The organism is Pseudoalteromonas sp. XMcav11-Q (assembly GCF_040104525.1).
GTDB lineage: Bacteria > Pseudomonadota > Gammaproteobacteria > Enterobacterales > Alteromonadaceae > Pseudoalteromonas.
In genome coordinates, this window is record NZ_JBECOX010000008.1 from 80,571 (window position 1) to 98,137 (window position 17,567).

The window sequence follows — 17,567 nt, forward strand, 5'->3', positions numbered from 1 at the left end:
CGCTAGTAGTTTTTTGCAAAGTAAGGGTTATTCAATTTGATGCCTTCACCTTCAGGCGGTAACACTAAACGATATTTTTTTTTTAATCGTTTTAATTCACCAGACTCTTTAAGCTTAGCAAGCCCCTCCTCGAGTGCATAAGCAAGTTTTGGCTTGTCTTTATTCACAAAGAAGTAAAAAGCGGTTGAATACTCAAGGTGAAAATCAGGTACGATCATGAGGTTTTCGTTATTTTGTGCGATCAATTCTGAATTTGCCTCAATCACCGAGCGTGGAAAATAATCCGCTTTTTTATCCGCGATTAAATTAAACATGGTTTGATAATCGGAAATAGGCCTGACCTTCAGACCGTTATAACTAAGAATTTTAGTATCGGGCCAATCGTGTCCTTGTACAGCGGTAAAGCGCTTTAATTCATCAAGCGAACGAACCGTTTTTATGGCTGGATAAACATCTTTATGAACAATCAGCACGCGTTTACCAATAAGTCCATCATACAGTGGGACTTTAATGGGAATAGCGATTTGCTCGCGTGCGGGGCTGGTCATAGACCAGTGTAAATCAACCTTACCTCGGCTTAGTGCCATTAACGTACGCTGTTGATGAGGATGGATCTTGATGTGTTCGATTTGAGCTGAGTACTTAGCAGCAGCCAGTGCCTTTTCTAGTAATTCATAAAGATAAAGATCGCGATCGTACAAGGTTCGCGCTTCTTTCGCGACATAGATTAACTCGGGGGATTGCGCTGCAATACAAGCACTTTGAAACACCAGAGCAGAGATAATTACACTCAACTTTAACTTCATCGCACAACCCTCTTTTAGGGGAAACAATACTACAATCAAGAGTATTCTTACGGATTGCTATTACTATTGCGTAATTAAAAATATAGTCAACCTGCATTTTCCAATCGTACAGTCGATACTGTCGGCTTGCGACGGTTACATACAAATAAATAGCTATTACGATAGCGCTTTGCTTCTTTCTTAGCATCCGTTGCTAAAGCTGCAACTTGGTGCGAATTGATACAGTGTTGTAAATCTGGTCTCACTAAACCAATCGATAAAGTGAGTAAAGGTACAAATTGCTTTTGCCCTTCACGATTTGTTGCCCAGTAACCGCCAGCACTAACATGCTCGGGAGTAAAAAAGGCTTTTGATTTAAGCTCAAACTGAGTGATGATCTCATGACACAACACTTCTGCATCATTATTATCGAACACCACCATAAAGTCGTCACCCCCGATATGCCCAACAAAACTTGAGCTCTGTACACATACATCAACTGTCACCTCGGCAAGTAGCTTAATCACGCTATCGCCACTGGCATATCCATATAAATCATTAAACTGTTTAAAATGATTAAGGTCGATATATGCAAGAGAAAAGTCATGATGTGAACGTAACCTTTGCTCTATTGCCTCATTTATCGCGACATTGCCCGGCAACATGGTTAATGGATTGGCATGTTGAGCATGACGAATTTTTTCTTCTGTGATGTGCTTGAGTATGTCTCTCAAGGGCGCTAAGCCAAGATAACGACCATCTCTAGTAATAATGATATGACGTCGAATATCAAATTCATGGTCGGTTATTTGCTTACTCACCGTATCAAGCTCTTGCTGCTCATCCACCACTAACGGCTGTTTATCCATCAACTTAATCACTGATTTCTTATCGAAGAGTGCATGGCCATATGGTGCCGCAAAGACCTCAGTCAGTTGATCTCGGTGTAGCAGCCCAACAGGCTCTCTAGCATCATTAACCACTGCAAGGCTGGTTAGCTTGCGATCTTGTTCAAACAGCCTATGAGCATCGATACATTGCGTACATTCATGGATAGCATTGGCCTCTTTGGCAAGCCAACCGATTGCCATCGACTGCTCAAATTGATTGACACTGGAACGAGCTTCCGAATGAAGGGATTTTAACAACGCCAGCTCTGTCGGTGGCTTTCGAGTTGGCTTCGCGAGCAGAAAGCCTTGAGCGTTTACAATACCGAGCTGCTCTATCAGCTTTAGCTCCTCCATCCGCTCAATTCCCTCGGCAATTACTTGAGTGCTAATGGCTTTAGCAAGCTCGATAATAGACTTTAAAAACTCGCGTTTCACCACACTTTGGTCACAATGGTCGATAAAATATCTGTCGACTTTGACGTAGTCAGGGCATAACTCCGACCACTTTCTGAGACCAGAATAACCAGCTCCCAAATCATCAATCGCAATTTGAAACCCAAGTTCACGATAATGGGTAATTGTAGTTAGTAGCAGATTCGCGTCATCTACTTTGTCTTGCTCAGTCACTTCAATGACGACACGCTTGGGATCGAGCCCATACACTTCTGTAAGATGTCTGGTTTCGCCCTTTGGGTGGCTCGGATCAAGTAACGCTTTTGGACTAACGTTTAAAAATAACTTACCAGGAAGGTTGAGTGAAACGAACTGCTTAATAGCAGCTTCACGACAGATAATCTCCAGCTCTGACAAACGCTCCTGCTTACTCGCGACCGCAAAAAGCTTGTCTGGAGATTCCAACAATGAGCCGGACATGCCACGACTTAATGCTTCAAACCCTAAGATTTGCCGTTTCGCAAGATCGTAGATTGGCTGAAACAGAGTAAATACAGCTTTTTCTTTTATTATTGTATTAAGTACTAACGTGCGCGAAGGATCCACAGCATTAAACTCACTGTAAAAGTATAATCGCGCACGGTAGCAACAGAGTATGACAGATATATGTCAATCGGGTGAAATGTACCCAATTTGCAATTGAATGATTTTCAACCGCTTACTTTAGCGCCCGCTCTACCTGATCAAAGTGTGCAATCACTTCCACAATTTCCATCTCTGCGCTCTTATAGTCTTCAGCGCCACTAAACCCTTTCATCGCAATTGCTTGAACCGTTGCTGGATGCACTAATAAATCTTTTGCATGGTAGCAAACAGGGTCATCAAACTTGGGTAATTTACCATCTGCGTGATAGCCCGTTTCGATCTCTTCAAGTGGTAAAGTAGGAATGATATCCGCAGCCTTATCCAAGGCATCTAGATAAGTCTGGCACTGAGGGTACTTAGCCACAAACTCATTTAGCAAAGTTCTAGAGAGAGCCACAAGATCGGCGGATTGTGTTTCAAGTGCTGCAGCATCTTTCTCGATACGAATATCTGCAAGTAAGGCCTCTGCTTGAACTTTGTATTGTGCTAAAGATGAGGTTGCTTCTGTAGTTACAGATCCGGTTTGTTGCTCAAGCTCAGGTTGCTTAGAACATGCGGTCATTAATGTCAGTGCACCAACCGCCATCGCAAATTTGTACATAAGTATCTCCTTTATTGATAACGATTATCATTATATAGTAATGTAATATTTTAGAAACAATAAAATGACGTTTTACAGGCAACAAAAAAGCGGCCAAAAAGCCGCTTTCGATTATTACATCAAATTCCATGATTAAGGCATAGCATCTAGGTCTGCACCTTCTTTTTCAACTTCTACCGGGATCAAATCTTCTTTGCTAACGCCCATTGCTACTGCAACTGAGCTCGCTACATAAACAGAAGAATATGTACCGATAAACACACCAAACAGCAAGGCCGTAGCAAAACCATGAATGGTTTGACCACCCCATACGAATAGCGCAATCAAAACGAGAATAGTCGTGATTGAGGTCACTAATGTACGATTAAGCGTTTGTGTCAGTGAAATGTTGATGATCTCTAAGGTGTCATCAATACGTACTTTACGAAAGTTTTCACGAATACGGTCAGACACAACAATAGTATCGTTGAGTGAGTAACCTATTACCGCCAATATTGCCGCCAAAATCGTTAAATCAAATTCCAGACCTAAGATTGAGAACAGACCCATTGTCAGTACAACATCGTGGAAAAGTGCAAATACAGCACCTACTGCAAAGCGCCATTCAAAACGAAAAGCAACGTAAATCAAGATACAGATAAGCGCGGTTAGCATCGCCAAGCCACCCTGCTCTTTGAGATCTTCACCAACACTTGGACCTACGAATTCAATGCGGCGCATCACCACACTTTCATCCGCTTGTTTCAGCGCGGAGATGAGTTGGTTACCTAATACTTCAGCTTTCACGTCGTCCCCACGAGGGGCGAGTCGTACTAATACCTCTTGGCTTGAACCAAAAAGTTGCACAGAGGCATCGGCAAAACCGCTCTCGGCTAATACACTACGTACCTTTGCTAAGTCTGCTGGCTGTGAAAATCCAACTTCAACTGCCGTACCACCGGTAAAATCCAAACCAAAGTTTAGTCCTTTCACCATAAATGAGCCGATTGAAGCCAAGATCAACAATGCAGAGAAAGCCATTGAAAGCTTTCTTGCCGACATAAAACGGATAGTGCCTTTTAAGTTTAATAATTGCATGTCCGTCTCCTAGATTGATAGCTTTGTGATACGTCTGCCACCGATGATGGCATTAATAACTGCACGCGTACCAACAATCGCTGTAAACATCGAGGTAATGATACCGATAGCTAGGGTTACCGCGAAGCCTGCAATTGGGCCTGTACCGACAGAGAATAGGATCACAGCTGCAATTAAAGTGGTGATGTTGGCATCAAAAATCGTACTAAATGCACTATCGTAACCATGGTGAACGGCTTGCTGTGGACTGCGACCTTCCGCAATTTCTTCACGAATACGCTCAAAGATAAGTACGTTAGCGTCAACGGCCATACCGACGGTTAATACGATACCGGCAATACCTGGCAGCGTCAGCGTCGCACCTGGGATCATCGACATCACACCCACAATCATGATGAGGTTAGCCGCAAGCGCCAAGTTTGCTACCAGACCAAAGCCTTTGTAGTACAGCAACATAAAGGCAAGAACAAAAGCAAAACCAAGCACAACCGCAGTCATACCCGCTTCGATATTTTCCTGACCAAGGCTTGGACCTACAGTACGTTCTTCAACGATTTGAATTGGCGCAACCAGTGCACCTGCACGTAGTAGCAAGCTTAAGTTATGCGCTTCTGCTGGGCTATCAATACCGGTAATACGGAAAGAGCTGTTTAAACGCGCTTGAATCGTGGCAACGTTAATCACTTCTTCCACTTTGATTGGTGGTAACGCTTTGCCATTTTCATCTTTCTTGCCAGATGGTTTGTATTCGATGAAAACCGTCGCCATACGTTTGCCGATGGCCCGTTTAGTAAAGGCATTCATTTTTGCCCCACCTTTGCTATCAAGTTTGATATTCACCTGAGGGCGCTGATATTCATCCATACCAGATTGCGCACCTGTGATATGCGTACCTTCAAGAATAACGCGCTTTTTAAGCACAACAGGATAGCCATCTTTATGTGGGATCACTTCTGTGCCTGGAGGAATGCGACCTTGTGCTGCTGCACGCACGTCGGCATTTTCGTCTACTTCACGGAACTCAAGCGTCGCCGTGGCACCGAGAATTTCTTTCGCGCGAGCCGTGTCCTGAACACCTGGAAGTTGAACAATTATGCGCTCACCACCTTGACGTTGAACATTTGGTTCAGCAACACCTAGTTGGTTAATACGATTACGAATAATGGTTTCGTTTTGCTTGATAGCGTATTCACGCAGCTCTTTATATTTAAGGTCGCTAAGGCTTGAGAAGAAAGCAAGGCTGTCGCTGCTATCATTGATAAAGTCGTTACCCGGGTAACGCTTTCTCAAGAAGCTCATTGCCGCGTCTTTGTCCTCTTCCGAACGCATCGTTACTTGTACACGTTCACTATTAGAAACCCGACGCACCGAGCGATAACGCAATTTTTCTTCACGTAAATCACTCTTGAAATCTTGCTCCATTTGCTCAAGTGCATTGTCCATCGCCGTGACCATATCCACTTCCATAGTGAAGTGAACACCACCGCTTAAATCTAGACCAAGCTTCATTGGATTTGCACCTAAGTCTTTTAACCACTCAGGTTGTGCCGGAGACATATTGATTGCTGAAATGTAATCATCGCTTAAGCTATTACGCAAAATATCTTGTGCTTTAAGCTGATCTTCAACATTTTTGAAGCGAACAAGGATTTGACCGTCTTCTAACACAGAAGATTTTACGGCAAGGTTGTTCTTTTGTAGGGTTTCGTTAACTTGATCTAATACACTGAGCGTCGCATCAGCACCTTTTGTGCCAGACACTTGTATGGCCGGATCGCGACCATACAAGTTTGGTGTGGCATAAAGAATACCGATAGCTAACACAGCGAGAACAAGTAAGTACTTCCACATTGGATACTTGTTTAACACTGGACTATCCCTTTATTGTTATTCTTATAGAGATTTCATTGTACCTTTAGGTAACACAGCTGAAACCGCTGATTTTTGCACTGTCACTTCAGTTTGATCGTTTAGTGCGATTACAACAAAGTCTTTGTCATCAGCAACTTTTGTGATTTTACCCACTAGTCCACCTTGAGTTAGTACTTCATCACCTTTGCCTAATGCACCCATTAGGTCTTTGTGTTCTTTAACACGCTTAGCTTGTGGACGGTAAATTAAAAAATAAAATACCAGACCAAAAATACCTAACATGATTAGCATTTCCATGCCACCACCAGCAGGTGCAGCTGCTGCGGTGCTAGCATGCGCGTTTGAGATAAAAAAGCTCATTTCACTTCCTCGTTTATAAATTAATTATTTTCTGTCAAACCAACGTCAGCCAACTCTGGCACCGCAATGCCACGGCGCGCATAAAAGTCTTCGACAAATTCATCAAATGTACCTTCAGATAAGGCGTTTCTCATTCCTTCCATCAGACGTTGATAATAACGTAAGTTATGGATGGTATTGAGTCGAGCGCCTAGAATTTCATTACACTTATCTAGGTGATGTAAGTACGCTCGAGAGTAATTCTTACAAGTGTGGCAATCACACTCCGCATCTAGTGGGCTAGTATCTGTTTTGTGTGCTGCATTGCGGATTTTTACCACGCCACCTGTCACAAATAAGTGACCATTACGAGCGTTACGCGTTGGCATTACACAGTCAAACATGTCGATACCGCGACGTACCGCTTCAACCAAATCTTCTGGTTTACCAACGCCCATTAAGTAACGTGGCTTGTTTTCTGGCATTTTATAGGCACATTGGTCAAGAATATTGATCATGTCTTCTTTTGGCTCACCAACTGATAAACCACCAAGTGCATAACCATCAAAACCGATTTCTTCTAAGCCCTTTTGCGACTCGGCACGAAGCTCTGGGTACATACCGCCCTGAATAATGCCGAATAGCGCTGAAGGATTATCAGCATGTGCATCTTTGGAGCGCTTAGCCCAACGTAAGCTTAGCTCCATCGAGTCTTTTGCTTCTTTTTCTGTCGCTGGATACGGCGTACATTCGTCAAAAATCATGACGATATCTGACCCTAAGTCGCGCTGTACTTCCATCGCTTTTTCTGGAGACAACATGATTTTCTCACCATTAACTGGTGACTTGAACAACACACCTTCTTCCGAAATTTTACGCATTGCACCAAGACTAAATACTTGGAAGCCGCCTGAATCGGTCAGAATCGGTTTATCCCAGTTCATAAAATCATGCAGATCGCCGTGCTGCTTGATGATCTCAGTGCCAGGTCTTAGCATCAAATGGAAGGTATTTCCTAAACAGATATGTGCGCCCGTTTCTTTGAGCTCATCAGGGGTCATGCCTTTTACTGTGCCGTAAGTACCAACAGGCATAAATGCAGGCGTTTCTACCACACCACGGTCAAAAATCAAGCGACCTCGGCGAGCCTTACCCTGTTTGCTATCTAATTCAAATTTCATTGTTACCTCGTTGTCGGAAAAACAGTCCAACCTTGACTAAAAAACGTGCTAAGCCAATGCTTAGGGCAGTGATCTTTCGATTCTACCAAGATTACTAGCGCAATTCTAATATTGGGATAAAAAACACAAAGTCCATATCGAGCTTGCAACTTTACAGCCATAAAACGCAAAATGCCCAGCAACACTGGGCATTTTAATAGTTGTATGGCGTGAGTTACTTATCTTGCTTTTGCAAGAACATCGCATCACCGTAACTAAAGAAGCGGTATTTCTGTTCAATGGCGGTTTGGTAAGCCTTCATAATATGCTGTTGCCCTGCAAACGCACTCACTAACATGATTAGCGTTGATTCTGGTAAGTGAAAGTTAGTCACCATTGCATCTACCACGTTAAAACGGTAGCCCGGATAAATAAAAATATCGGTATCGCCGTAAAGTGGAGCAATTTCACCGCCGTTTGCTTTAGCCGCAGACTCAAGTGAGCGCACCGACGTAGTACCTACCGCGATGACGCGTCCTCCTCTGGCTTTTGCCGCTTTGATTGCCTCCACGACTTCTGCTGAGACCTCGATATATTCTGAGTGCATAACATGCTCTTCCACCGAATCGACTCGCACCGGCTGGAACGTACCTGCGCCCACGTGTAAAGTAACAAAGGCCATCTCAACACCTTTGTCTTTTAGCTTAGCCATCAATTCATCATCAAAGTGCAGTCCGGCGGTAGGTGCAGCGACTGCGCCTGGTTTCTCACCATACACAGTCTGATAACGCTCTTTATCTTCTTCATCATCCGGTCTGTCGATATAAGGAGGTAAAGGCATATGGCCAATTTTATCTAAAATAGCCAATACATTTTCTTCGCCCTCGAATCTCAACTCAAATAATTCACCGTGGCGCTGAACCATTTCTGCGGTTGCTTGGCCTTCAAGCTCAATTTTAGTACCAGGTTTTGGCGACTTGCTCGCTCTTACATGAGCAAGCACAGTCCGCTCATCTACAACGCGCTCAACCAGTACTTCTAGTTTTCCACCACTGGCTTTTTGACCAAACATACGAGCAGGAATAACTTTAGTGTTATTAAAGATAATTAAGTCTTCTGGATTAATGAGTGCCAAAATATCTCTAAATACTTTGTGTTCTATTTCACCACTATTGCCATTTAAGGTAAGAAGACGACTGCTAGAGCGTTCCTTCATTGGGTGTCTGGCAATCAACTCATCAGGAAGATCAAAACTAAAGTCTGCTACGCGCATGGAAAGGCCTCATTTCTAAAAGTGCGCCAAGTCTAGTGCGGTGTTTTGGCGAAATCAAGTGCTTGTAACCTTGCGTAAATACCTTTAACCTAGCGAGTCTAAAACGGTAATCACCATGTAAAATTTTGTACGGTGTGCACCTTTGTTTAGTACGTTCTTTATTCTTTACGTTTAAACAATAACTTATCGCTATCGGCTATGATTACCGAGCAAAGTTCGTGTCACTGTTTGATTATTATCAAGCAGCGGTTAAGTACGATTTGCTAACTTTAAGACAAGCCCAATGATTGTGTCGCAGTATCTGGTGAGGTTTTTTTATTGTGTCTAGACAACTAACGTTGCTCATTGTTAACGCCAGTGCTCACGAGCGTCAAACCTTGACTAAAACTCTTAGTGCATTAGATGTCTTTACTATCATTGCCAAATCCGACTCTCAAGATGCCCTAAGCTTACTAAAGACGCAAGCTGTAGATCTAGTGATCACCGGCTTGGATGTTGGCAAAATTGACGGATGGCGATTCTCGCGCATGATCCGCTCAGGTCTGCTGGCAACGCCCAAAAATACACCCATCGTACTTATTCCACCGACTTATTGTGAACGAATAGCCGAAACCACCGCTCGTAGCTACAGTATTGATGCCGTGCTGCCATTTGAACGTCAAGACATGTTGCCGCAAATTTTGGCCAATGTGTTGTCAACGCATTTAGATAAAAGCAGCCGCCTCAACTTGCTGTTGTTAGAGCCCAACCAACAACGTGCGCAAAAAATATGTGAGCACCTATCGCACAATTTCGTTTGCACACATGTAAGCTCGGCGGCCAGCGCTTTATCACTATTTCTACAAGATCATTACGCCATTGTTTTAATGGACACTACGTCTGATTTATCAGGTTCCGCAGAAAGCTTAGTCGAAAGTATTCTCAAACATCGTCCAAGCCAAGCCATTGTAACCATTATTGACAAACGCGATGCCGACCATGCCGAACAACTATTATTGTTAGGTGTTACCGACTTTGTTCGAGCACCATACGATATGCCCTTTTTAAGCAAAGTATGCGACCATGCAGCGCGGCGAGAAGATTTTATGGTGAGCTATGCCGAGTTTGCTAATAAAGTCGAGCAACTCAGTCGCAGTGAAAGTCGCTATAAAGATTTGTTTTCTGCACACCAACGGATTTTACTCCACCTGAGAACAGTTGTCGTTGAATTGGAATTGGAAGGCGCGATCCGCTTTATAAACCCAGCATGGGAATACCTCTCAGGCTTTGGTATTAAGTCAAGCCTCAATACCCAGCTCCGCGATTATATTGCCAAAGATGAATTGCCGACCTTCAACAAAGTCATTCAAGAAATTCAAAATGGAGTCAGGCAACATGCGCAATTAGAGCTGCAACTCTGCCACAAAGCAGGACATCTAGTGTGGGTCGAGTGTCGCCTACAACTTATCAAGAATACCTCAAGTTCGGTCGCAATAACTGCAACACTCGATAATATTCACGAACGCAAGCAAGCTGAGCTGCAACTCAGACACTTAGCATTGCATGATACGCTTACCGGCTTACACAACCGCTACTACTTCGACCAACAACTGAATCAGCTGTGCAATGAAGTAAAGTCTGCACAAGAGATAGAACATGCACTAATTTACATCGACTTAGATCACTTTAAGATCATCAATGACAGTAAAGGCCATCAGCAAGGAGATATTGTACTCAAAGAAGTATCTGAGTTGTTTGGTGACAAAATAGGTGAAGAGCATCTCACTTTCCGTATTGGTGGAGACGAATTTGCTGTACTGCTTAAGCACACCAATTTACTTGATGCTCATATGTGCGCTGAAAGCATTTGCATGGCTATCGAAGAACATAAATTTCACTTTGAAAATAATGCATACTCTCTCAGTTGTTCTATCGGGTTAACGCAAATTACCAATGAAAATGCGGATCCCAGCGAGTGTTTGAAACAAGCTGACATAGCCCTTTATATCGCCAAGAATCTCGGCCGCAACTTGGTTCATTGTTATAATAAAGAAGATGAACAAAACCAAACACTGCAAACCGGTTTAGAATGGGGCCATAGTGTTAGGCAAGCGCTTCAGAACGACAGCATAGAACTCCACTATCAACCGATCTGGGATTTCAAAAAACAACAAATAGCCTATTACGAAGCACTGCTTAGATTAAAGATTAACGGTGAGACAGTTTACCCAAATCAGTTTATTCCTGCATTAGAGCTACTTAATGATACATTTTTGATGGATCAATGTGTGATCAGAACTGCCATTAAAGCACTGGCTGAACATGAGATTTTGAGCCAAGTGGCGATTAATTTATCTGCTCATTCATTTTTAGATGAACGACTGCAACCCCACATTCAGGCCTGTTTAAAAGAGCATCAAGTTTCAGCTAATCGCGTTATTTTTGAAATCACAGAATCTGCCAGTATCAATAACCTTAACGCAACCCAGACAATGATTAAAAATCTGAACGATCTTGGTTGTCATTTCGCTATTGATGATTTCGGGACAGGCTTCAGCACTTTTAGCTACCTAAAACAGCTACCCGCACAGCATGTTAAAATAGATGGCTCCTTTGTTCGAGACATGCTCAACGACCCAATTGACCTGGCGCTGGTCAAAGCTGTAAACGATATTAGTCACTCGTTAGATAAGTGTTCAGTTGCCGAATATGTCGAAAACAAAGAAATATTTCAACAACTTAAGGAAATAGGTGTGGACTATGGACAGGGTTACTTTATCTCTAGACCGCTCCCTATTGAACAACTAGCGAGCAGTGCAAAAACTATTTTATCTCTAAAAACAGCGTAGTAACATTTTTATACTAAAGGTTACTTTTACTTCTTGCAAAGTCCACTATAATTAAAGATACCAGTTTAAAATGTCACCAAATTTTAAGGTAACACCTTAATTTTATAGACATTCAAAGGATTGAGTTACATCTTGCTATGGACTTCAAGGGGTAAATTATGCTGTCATTATCACTGTTTTTACTACTTGCAAACTTGCTCATTGCTTATCAATGTTACCGCTATGCCAACACAAAAGGATATCCGGTAAAATTGTTCACAGGGCTCGGTTTGCTACCCTACTTTAATCTAGTGGTTTGGGTTTACTTACTCTTTTTACCAAATTTAACTACTGCAAAAAACATCGAGCAGGCTTAATAGCTCCTTTTTAAAACAAAACAGCATGCAGCCATGCTGTTTTTTGTGTTGTCATTTTCTTGCCCCCAAGTTCGAAGAAGGCGCTTTTTATCCCAAAATTAGGCTAACTAAAAGCGATAGCTAGTTACTATCTCGGCAAGCTGCTTAGCCGTTTTCTCACCTTTTACACATTGCTGCACCAAGGATTTTGGATAAACAAACACCTGTTTATTGTTTGGGTTGCTGAGTTCATTGTAAATAAAGCTTATATGCTCATCTCTAGGTAAACTTCTTAAACCTGCACCATAGTCACATAAACTTCGGGCTAAGCTGGTTACTAGCATTTTTTCAAGCGCCTGCTGCTTTTCTGCTTTCTCTTTCGCTCGTTTGACCCGAGAAGCTTCAAGACTTGCTTTCAGCTTATCCTTAAGCTCTTTTAATTCCGAATCCTTAAGTGAAAGCTTTTCTATGCGTTTCTCAACTTCTCTCAATGACTCCGTAAATTCTTTTACTTGATCCTCACTTTCGTGCCTTTTCGCAAACTCCAGCTCCGCTTTTTGGCGTTCAAGTTCCCTCAATTGAATTCTATTCTCTCTTTCTTGCTCTACGGCTTCGCGGACCTTCTCGGCTCCTGCTCTCACTTTCTCAGCTGCATCCGAATAAGCTTGAGAAAAAGCTTCAGCTATCGGCTGTGAAATCTCAATCTCCGCGATGTCCATATCAAATTCCGGCAGTTCAAACTCCCCTATTGCAGCCACATCATCCAGATTATCGATATGAGAAATCCACTCTAAACGGTGCCGGCGTTTTAATGCCAGTTCAAACACAACTCCCTGATCTTTTAAATAATAGCCAGAAACACTACGAACTTGATCTTGTGTATCATGCTGTAGTGCACTCATTAATACCCGCTCAAAAATAGCAACCTCACGCTTTAGCGCTTCATCAACAACTTGGGCCTGAGCAAAGCTTGTAGCAATGGCTGCGACAGCGCCAAAACAAAGTGGAATTAACTTCATGGTTTACCTCGATACTGTGCTAAATTTTGTGTCGGTGTTTGCTCTACTTGCTCTGCCAATTCATTCAATTGCAGCCTAAGTAGGGCTTGATCTTGCGCTCTTTGTGCTTGGATCAGATCAACGAGATTATTCATTGCCAAACTGCGCTCTTTACGATTTTGTTCAACCACTTGCGTTGCTAATTTGGCAAGCGTAGCTTGATCTATAGGCTTAGTCTCATCAAGTTTTGCAAGCATGGCCTGCATAGCGCTTTGCTGCTGTGCCAGTTGTGTTTGTTGAGCACTCAACTGTTGATGTAAGCCTAAGTTCTGTAGCCAAAGTCCAGACACACCAAGCCCAACGACCAGCCAAGCTGCGACGGCAGCCACTGGCCAAGCGCGAGTTTGATGCTGCAAAGTGAGCTGTGGGGGTGGCGCTTGCTCTTCGAAGCTAGCAGCTCGCTGTTGCCAAGTAATAGCAGCACTCATCATTTCTCGATATTCACTATCTGCCTGAAGTTCGGCCAACTCTGCCTCAGACAGCACTTTGCCATCTAGCCACAGCTCAAATAAGTGTGCTAATTTAGCCATGATTCTGCACCTCTAGTTGCCCTTTCATCTTACCTAACGCACTGTATAGCCTAGCCTTCACCGTATTACTTGATAACTCAAGCTGCTGTGCAATTTCATCAAAGGTGTAGTGCTGGAAAAACTTTAGCTCCACGACAATGCGCTGCTCAAATGGTAGTTGTTTCAGCGCAATATATATCTCTTCGTTACTTTGTTGTTGCACTATTTTGCTGTCAGGTCCGTGTTGCGGCGCCTCAGGTTCTTTACCTTCAATCGATTCAAACTTATGTTTTCGCATGTGATCCACTATCCTTGCATGGGTGATTTTAAATACCCAAGTCGAGAACTTAGCATCACCATTAAAGGTATGCAGATTTCGATACATACTTAAAAATACATCTTGAGCTATATCTAGCGCGTCTTGCGGGTTACCAACCAGCCTCAAGCATTGGTTATACACACGGCTATGATGCTGGGCGCAAAGCTTTGACCATGCTCTTTGATTACCTTGCAGTGCTCTTTTTATTAATTGTTTTTCGCTATTAAAAAACACGCAGTTCACTCATCCAATCTTCTCACTAACTATTAATCGTAGCGGCTGCAAAAAAAGTTGTTCAGACGGGAAAGTTTTTTGAAAAAAAAAAGCACCGAGGGGGTGCTTCTTATCATTACTATTACTATGGCTGACATTGGCCGCTGATGTAGCCACCAACAAAGTCGCTAAACAGTCTAAAATCTCTGATCCGCCCCGTAGTACGACGCCAAATTAAGCCAATCTCACGATATGCATGATCTTGTGGTGGCATAGCCACTAAAGGTTTCCCTTCCAAAATCCCTGCATTGATCGCCATTTGAGGTAAAAACGTTACGCCATTTTTATATTCCACCATACTTAATAAAGTATGTAGGTTTGCCGCCTCAAATGGATTAATGCACGCGCTACGGTTTAAGTGGCAAGCGCTAAGAGCATGTCCCGTCATACAGTGCTCTTTTTCAAGTAAAAATACACTTTGCTCAGGTAACAGGTTAAAGTCCTCAATCGGCTCTGGTACGCTGTACTCGGTATGGCGAACCAAGCTAAAGTGATCTTTTGCGAGCACTTGAGTATGAAACTTATCGGTTCTATATGGCAGCGCTAACATGGCCATATCAATATGGCCATGTTCTAATTTGTCCAGTAAGTTATCACTGGTATCTTCAACCAGTACCAAATTAAGTGCTGCAAACTCCTTTTTACACGCCTGATAAAGTGGCGCAGCAATAAAACTCGCAATGGTGGGAATGATCCCTAACGTCAACTTACCAGATAATGGATTTTTATAGCTTTTAGTCAGCTCTTTAACGCTCATGGTGTCGTCGATAATTTTCCGCGCTCGTTCAACCACTTCCTCACCAATATCGGTAAACATTAGGCTGCGATTTTCGCGTTCAATTAGCTGACATCCCAATGTCTCTTCAAGGTTTTGTATCGCGCTACTTAGCGTCGATTGGCCGATAAAGCATGCTTCCGCTGCACGACCAAAATGTTGGTGCTGATGCACCGCAAGCAGGTATTGTAGTTGTTTGATACTAGGTAAATTCGTCACAAGCTTTACTCTTAATTTTCAACAGCACAAATAAAAAGACCCCAACACCAAAGGTGTTGAGATCTTTTCAAGCTAAAAGTCTGTCTTTTTGAAAAGTGCGGTTTATTTTTATACGCCGAACACTAATCTCAAAATATAGAATATAACAATAGCAAGGGCAGCACCAACTGGCAATGTAATTACCCAAGAAACTACGATGTTACGAATAACACCCATGTTTAATGCCGCAATACCACGTGCCATACCCACACCCAATACCGCACCAACTAAGGTTTGAGTTGTAGAGATTGGTAGGCCTGTGCCTGATGCGATTACGACTGTTGAAGCAGCTGCAAGCTCTGCTGCGAAGCCACGGCTAGGAGTAAGATGCGTGATGCCTTCACCGATAGTCTTGATAACTTTCTTACCAAGGATCGCAAGACCCGCAACAATACCTAAACCACCTAGCGGTAAGATCCACCAAGCGAGTGCCGCTTTCTTAGCAATTTCACCGTCGTTTTCAACAATGTTTACCACTGCAGCTAATGGACCAATTGCGTTAGCAACGTCATTCGAACCATGCGCGAATGCCATACAACATGCTGTTAGTACCATAAGGATAGCGAATACTTTTTCAACATTGTTGAACTGCATTTGCTTGTCTGCATTAGGATCCATTTTCAGCTTAGAAATCGCAATCTTACCGATAATAGCAATGATAATAGCGATACCGATAGCAAGCGCAAAACCTTCGAATGTGCCAAGCTTGATACCAATATGCTTAAGACCTTTTTTGATTGTAACCAAAGACATAACAAAGCCCGCTAGACCCATGTAAATAGGCACAAAGCGTTTGGCGTTTTCTAGTGGCTTATTGGTATCAAAAATGAGCTTTTGGGCACTCATAAAGATGAGGTAAGCAATAAAGCCAGAGATGGCAGGGGTGACAATCCAGCTCCCAACAATGCCAGCAACTTTGCCCCATTGGATTGCTTCGCTGCCCACAGCTACTAGCGCAAAACCAATGATTGCACCTATGATTGAGTGCGTCGTAGATACCGGCCAACCTAGCATTGAAGCCATTAATAACCATGCGCCTGCAGCAAAAAGCGCGGAGATCATTCCTAATATCATCAGTTCAGGAATATCAATGAAAGGGGTTGAATCTATAATCCCTTTTCGGATCGTTGATGTTACCTCACCACCTGCAAGATAAGCACCAGCGAATTCAAAGATCATAGCAATGATAATTGCTTGTTTGATGGTAAGTGCTTTTGAACCTACCGAAGTACCCATAGCATTCGCAACATCGTTTGCGCCAATACCATAAGCCATAAAGAAACCAACTGCTGCGGCAATTAAAACCAATACTGTGCCGTAGGATGCAATGATATCCATAAGAAACCTTACTTTATTTTAAAAGATCGATTTTTATTAACGAGCTAACATCAGCTCAAGACGTGAACCAACGCGCTCTGCGATATCTGCAAGCCCACCGACCCATTCGATGATCTTGTATAAAAACATCGCATCAATTGGGTTAAGCTCGCTTTCAACAGCGCGTAACTCTCGACGAATTTTAATTTGCATATCGTCGGTATCTTGCTCGATGGCATCGAGCTCAACTAGCATTTTTTCAACTAAAGTGACTTCACGGCCTCTAAAGCCTGTCTCAAGCAGTTCATCAAACTCATTAATCGCTTCTGATGCTTGTTTAGTTGCGTCCACACAACGAGTGACGTAAGCAAGAAAATCTTTTTGAATGGATTCAGGGATGACCATTTCACGACCGATAACGCGACCTGCGATATCTTTCGCTTTGTTGGCTATCTTATCTTGGTGGGTGATAAGTTCCAGTAAGTCAGTCCGTTCTACTGGCATGAATAAACCACGAGGCAAATGTAAACGTACTTCACGTTTTAGTTCATCTGCTTCACGCTCTAGGTTGCGGATTTCAATGCGAATTGCATCCGCTTCTGTCCACTCCCCTTTGAAGACATGGTTAAAAAATGGGATCAAAGCCGCACTGGCTTGATGGACTATTTTTATATGCTCTTCAATTGGCTTAATAGGAGATTTAGCAAATACCCCTAAAAACGCGTTACTAGGCATAACTGACCCTTAAATCATATTTGTATGCATGTGCAAAGTGTAATTTTACAGCATTGAGCGCTGTTGTGAACGGTTTTATTGCAAGTTTAGATGAACTTACTATGAAATTGCGCGCCGAAAGCGCG

At 42.9% G+C, this 17,567-nt stretch carries 16 protein-coding genes; 2 read left to right on the top strand and 14 right to left on the bottom strand.

What is annotated here, in order from left to right:
- Positions 1 to 2: 2 nt before the first annotated feature.
- From ABMY45_RS14200 to queA, 8 genes are all read right to left on the bottom strand, one after another.
- Positions 3 to 806 (bottom strand): transporter substrate-binding domain-containing protein, encoded by an 804-nt coding sequence (locus ABMY45_RS14200; RefSeq protein WP_349289029.1) that lies wholly within the window; start codon positions 804 to 806, stop codon positions 3 to 5.
- Between the two features lie 86 nt (positions 807 to 892).
- Positions 893 to 2,674 carry a bifunctional diguanylate cyclase/phosphodiesterase gene (locus ABMY45_RS14205; RefSeq protein WP_349289030.1) on the bottom strand — a complete coding sequence of 594 codons (1,782 nt, stop codon included), beginning with the start codon at positions 2,672 to 2,674 and terminating at the stop codon, positions 893 to 895.
- A gap of 112 nt (positions 2,675 to 2,786) precedes the next feature.
- On the bottom strand, positions 2,787 to 3,314 hold the full coding sequence (locus tag ABMY45_RS14210) for a hypothetical protein (protein WP_174170603.1): 528 nt from the start codon (positions 3,312 to 3,314) through the stop codon (positions 2,787 to 2,789).
- Positions 3,315 to 3,446: 132 nt separating this feature from the next.
- Positions 3,447 to 4,391, bottom strand: coding sequence for a protein translocase subunit SecF (gene secF, locus ABMY45_RS14215; RefSeq protein ID WP_010607169.1), 945 nt, complete (start codon positions 4,389 to 4,391; stop codon positions 3,447 to 3,449).
- A 9-nt stretch (positions 4,392 to 4,400) separates the two neighbouring features.
- Positions 4,401 to 6,260, bottom strand: coding sequence for a protein translocase subunit SecD (secD, locus tag ABMY45_RS14220; RefSeq protein ID WP_039492735.1), 1,860 nt, complete (start codon positions 6,258 to 6,260; stop codon positions 4,401 to 4,403).
- A gap of 24 nt (positions 6,261 to 6,284) precedes the next feature.
- Positions 6,285 to 6,623: a preprotein translocase subunit YajC gene (gene yajC, locus ABMY45_RS14225; protein ID WP_010374166.1), complete on the bottom strand. Its 339-nt coding sequence runs from the start codon at positions 6,621 to 6,623 to the stop codon at positions 6,285 to 6,287.
- Between the two features lie 20 nt (positions 6,624 to 6,643).
- Entirely contained in the window at positions 6,644 to 7,783 is a 1,140-nt protein-coding gene (gene tgt, locus ABMY45_RS14230) for a tRNA guanosine(34) transglycosylase Tgt (protein ID WP_010374167.1), read from the bottom strand.
- A gap of 214 nt (positions 7,784 to 7,997) precedes the next feature.
- Positions 7,998 to 9,035, bottom strand: coding sequence for a tRNA preQ1(34) S-adenosylmethionine ribosyltransferase-isomerase QueA (queA, locus tag ABMY45_RS14235; protein ID WP_010607167.1), 1,038 nt, complete (start codon positions 9,033 to 9,035; stop codon positions 7,998 to 8,000).
- Between the two features lie 320 nt (positions 9,036 to 9,355).
- On the opposite strand from queA, the gene ABMY45_RS14240 reads away from it, so the two are divergent.
- Both ABMY45_RS14240 and ABMY45_RS14245 read left to right on the top strand, forming a co-directional pair.
- Positions 9,356 to 11,863: an EAL domain-containing protein gene (locus tag ABMY45_RS14240; RefSeq protein WP_174170601.1), complete on the top strand. Its 2,508-nt coding sequence runs from the start codon at positions 9,356 to 9,358 to the stop codon at positions 11,861 to 11,863.
- Between the two features lie 158 nt (positions 11,864 to 12,021).
- Entirely contained in the window at positions 12,022 to 12,219 is a 198-nt protein-coding gene (locus ABMY45_RS14245; protein ID WP_010607165.1) for a hypothetical protein, read from the top strand.
- Between the two features lie 107 nt (positions 12,220 to 12,326).
- On the opposite strand, the gene ABMY45_RS14250 is transcribed toward ABMY45_RS14245, so the two are convergent.
- From ABMY45_RS14250 to ABMY45_RS14275, 6 genes are all read right to left on the bottom strand, one after another.
- A complete protein-coding gene (locus tag ABMY45_RS14250) occupies positions 12,327 to 13,217 on the bottom strand; it encodes a hypothetical protein (RefSeq protein WP_206473670.1) in 891 nt (296 codons plus the stop codon).
- Positions 13,214 to 13,786 (bottom strand): hypothetical protein, encoded by a 573-nt coding sequence (locus ABMY45_RS14255; RefSeq protein WP_349289031.1) that lies wholly within the window; start codon positions 13,784 to 13,786, stop codon positions 13,214 to 13,216. Before ABMY45_RS14255 ends, ABMY45_RS14250 begins: the two co-directional genes overlap by 4 nt.
- Positions 13,779 to 14,318 carry an RNA polymerase sigma factor gene (locus ABMY45_RS14260; protein WP_349289032.1) on the bottom strand — a complete coding sequence of 180 codons (540 nt, stop codon included), beginning with the start codon at positions 14,316 to 14,318 and terminating at the stop codon, positions 13,779 to 13,781. The genes ABMY45_RS14255 and ABMY45_RS14260 overlap by 8 nt, the downstream gene beginning before the upstream one ends.
- Before the next feature lie 124 nt (positions 14,319 to 14,442).
- Positions 14,443 to 15,351 (bottom strand): hydrogen peroxide-inducible genes activator, encoded by a 909-nt coding sequence (locus ABMY45_RS14265; protein ID WP_010607161.1) that lies wholly within the window; start codon positions 15,349 to 15,351, stop codon positions 14,443 to 14,445.
- Positions 15,352 to 15,459: 108 nt separating this feature from the next.
- Positions 15,460 to 16,728, bottom strand: a complete 1,269-nt coding sequence (locus ABMY45_RS14270; RefSeq protein WP_010607160.1) for an inorganic phosphate transporter — start codon at positions 16,726 to 16,728, stop codon at positions 15,460 to 15,462.
- A 36-nt stretch (positions 16,729 to 16,764) separates the two neighbouring features.
- Positions 16,765 to 17,442, bottom strand: coding sequence for a TIGR00153 family protein (locus ABMY45_RS14275; protein WP_010607159.1), 678 nt, complete (start codon positions 17,440 to 17,442; stop codon positions 16,765 to 16,767).
- Between the last annotated feature and the right edge of the window lie 125 nt (positions 17,443 to 17,567).

Coding starts and splice junctions, on each gene's coding strand:
- ABMY45_RS14200 (WP_349289029.1), bottom strand. CDS start 806: ATGAAGTTAAAGTTGAGTGTAATTATCTCTGCTCTGGTGTTTCAAAGT.
- ABMY45_RS14210 (WP_174170603.1), bottom strand. CDS start 3,314: ATGTACAAATTTGCGATGGCGGTTGGTGCACTGACATTAATGACCGCA.
- secF (WP_010607169.1), bottom strand. CDS start 4,391: ATGCAATTATTAAACTTAAAAGGCACTATCCGTTTTATGTCGGCAAGA.
- yajC (WP_010374166.1), bottom strand. CDS start 6,623: ATGAGCTTTTTTATCTCAAACGCGCATGCTAGCACCGCAGCAGCTGCA.
- tgt (WP_010374167.1), bottom strand. CDS start 7,783: ATGAAATTTGAATTAGATAGCAAACAGGGTAAGGCTCGCCGAGGTCGC.
- queA (WP_010607167.1), bottom strand. CDS start 9,035: ATGCGCGTAGCAGACTTTAGTTTTGATCTTCCTGATGAGTTGATTGCC.
- ABMY45_RS14245 (WP_010607165.1), top strand. CDS start 12,022: ATGCTGTCATTATCACTGTTTTTACTACTTGCAAACTTGCTCATTGCT.
- ABMY45_RS14250 (WP_206473670.1), bottom strand. CDS start 13,217: ATGAAGTTAATTCCACTTTGTTTTGGCGCTGTCGCAGCCATTGCTACA.
- ABMY45_RS14255 (WP_349289031.1), bottom strand. CDS start 13,786: ATGGCTAAATTAGCACACTTATTTGAGCTGTGGCTAGATGGCAAAGTG.
- ABMY45_RS14270 (WP_010607160.1), bottom strand. CDS start 16,728: ATGGATATCATTGCATCCTACGGCACAGTATTGGTTTTAATTGCCGCA.
- ABMY45_RS14275 (WP_010607159.1), bottom strand. CDS start 17,442: ATGCCTAGTAACGCGTTTTTAGGGGTATTTGCTAAATCTCCTATTAAG.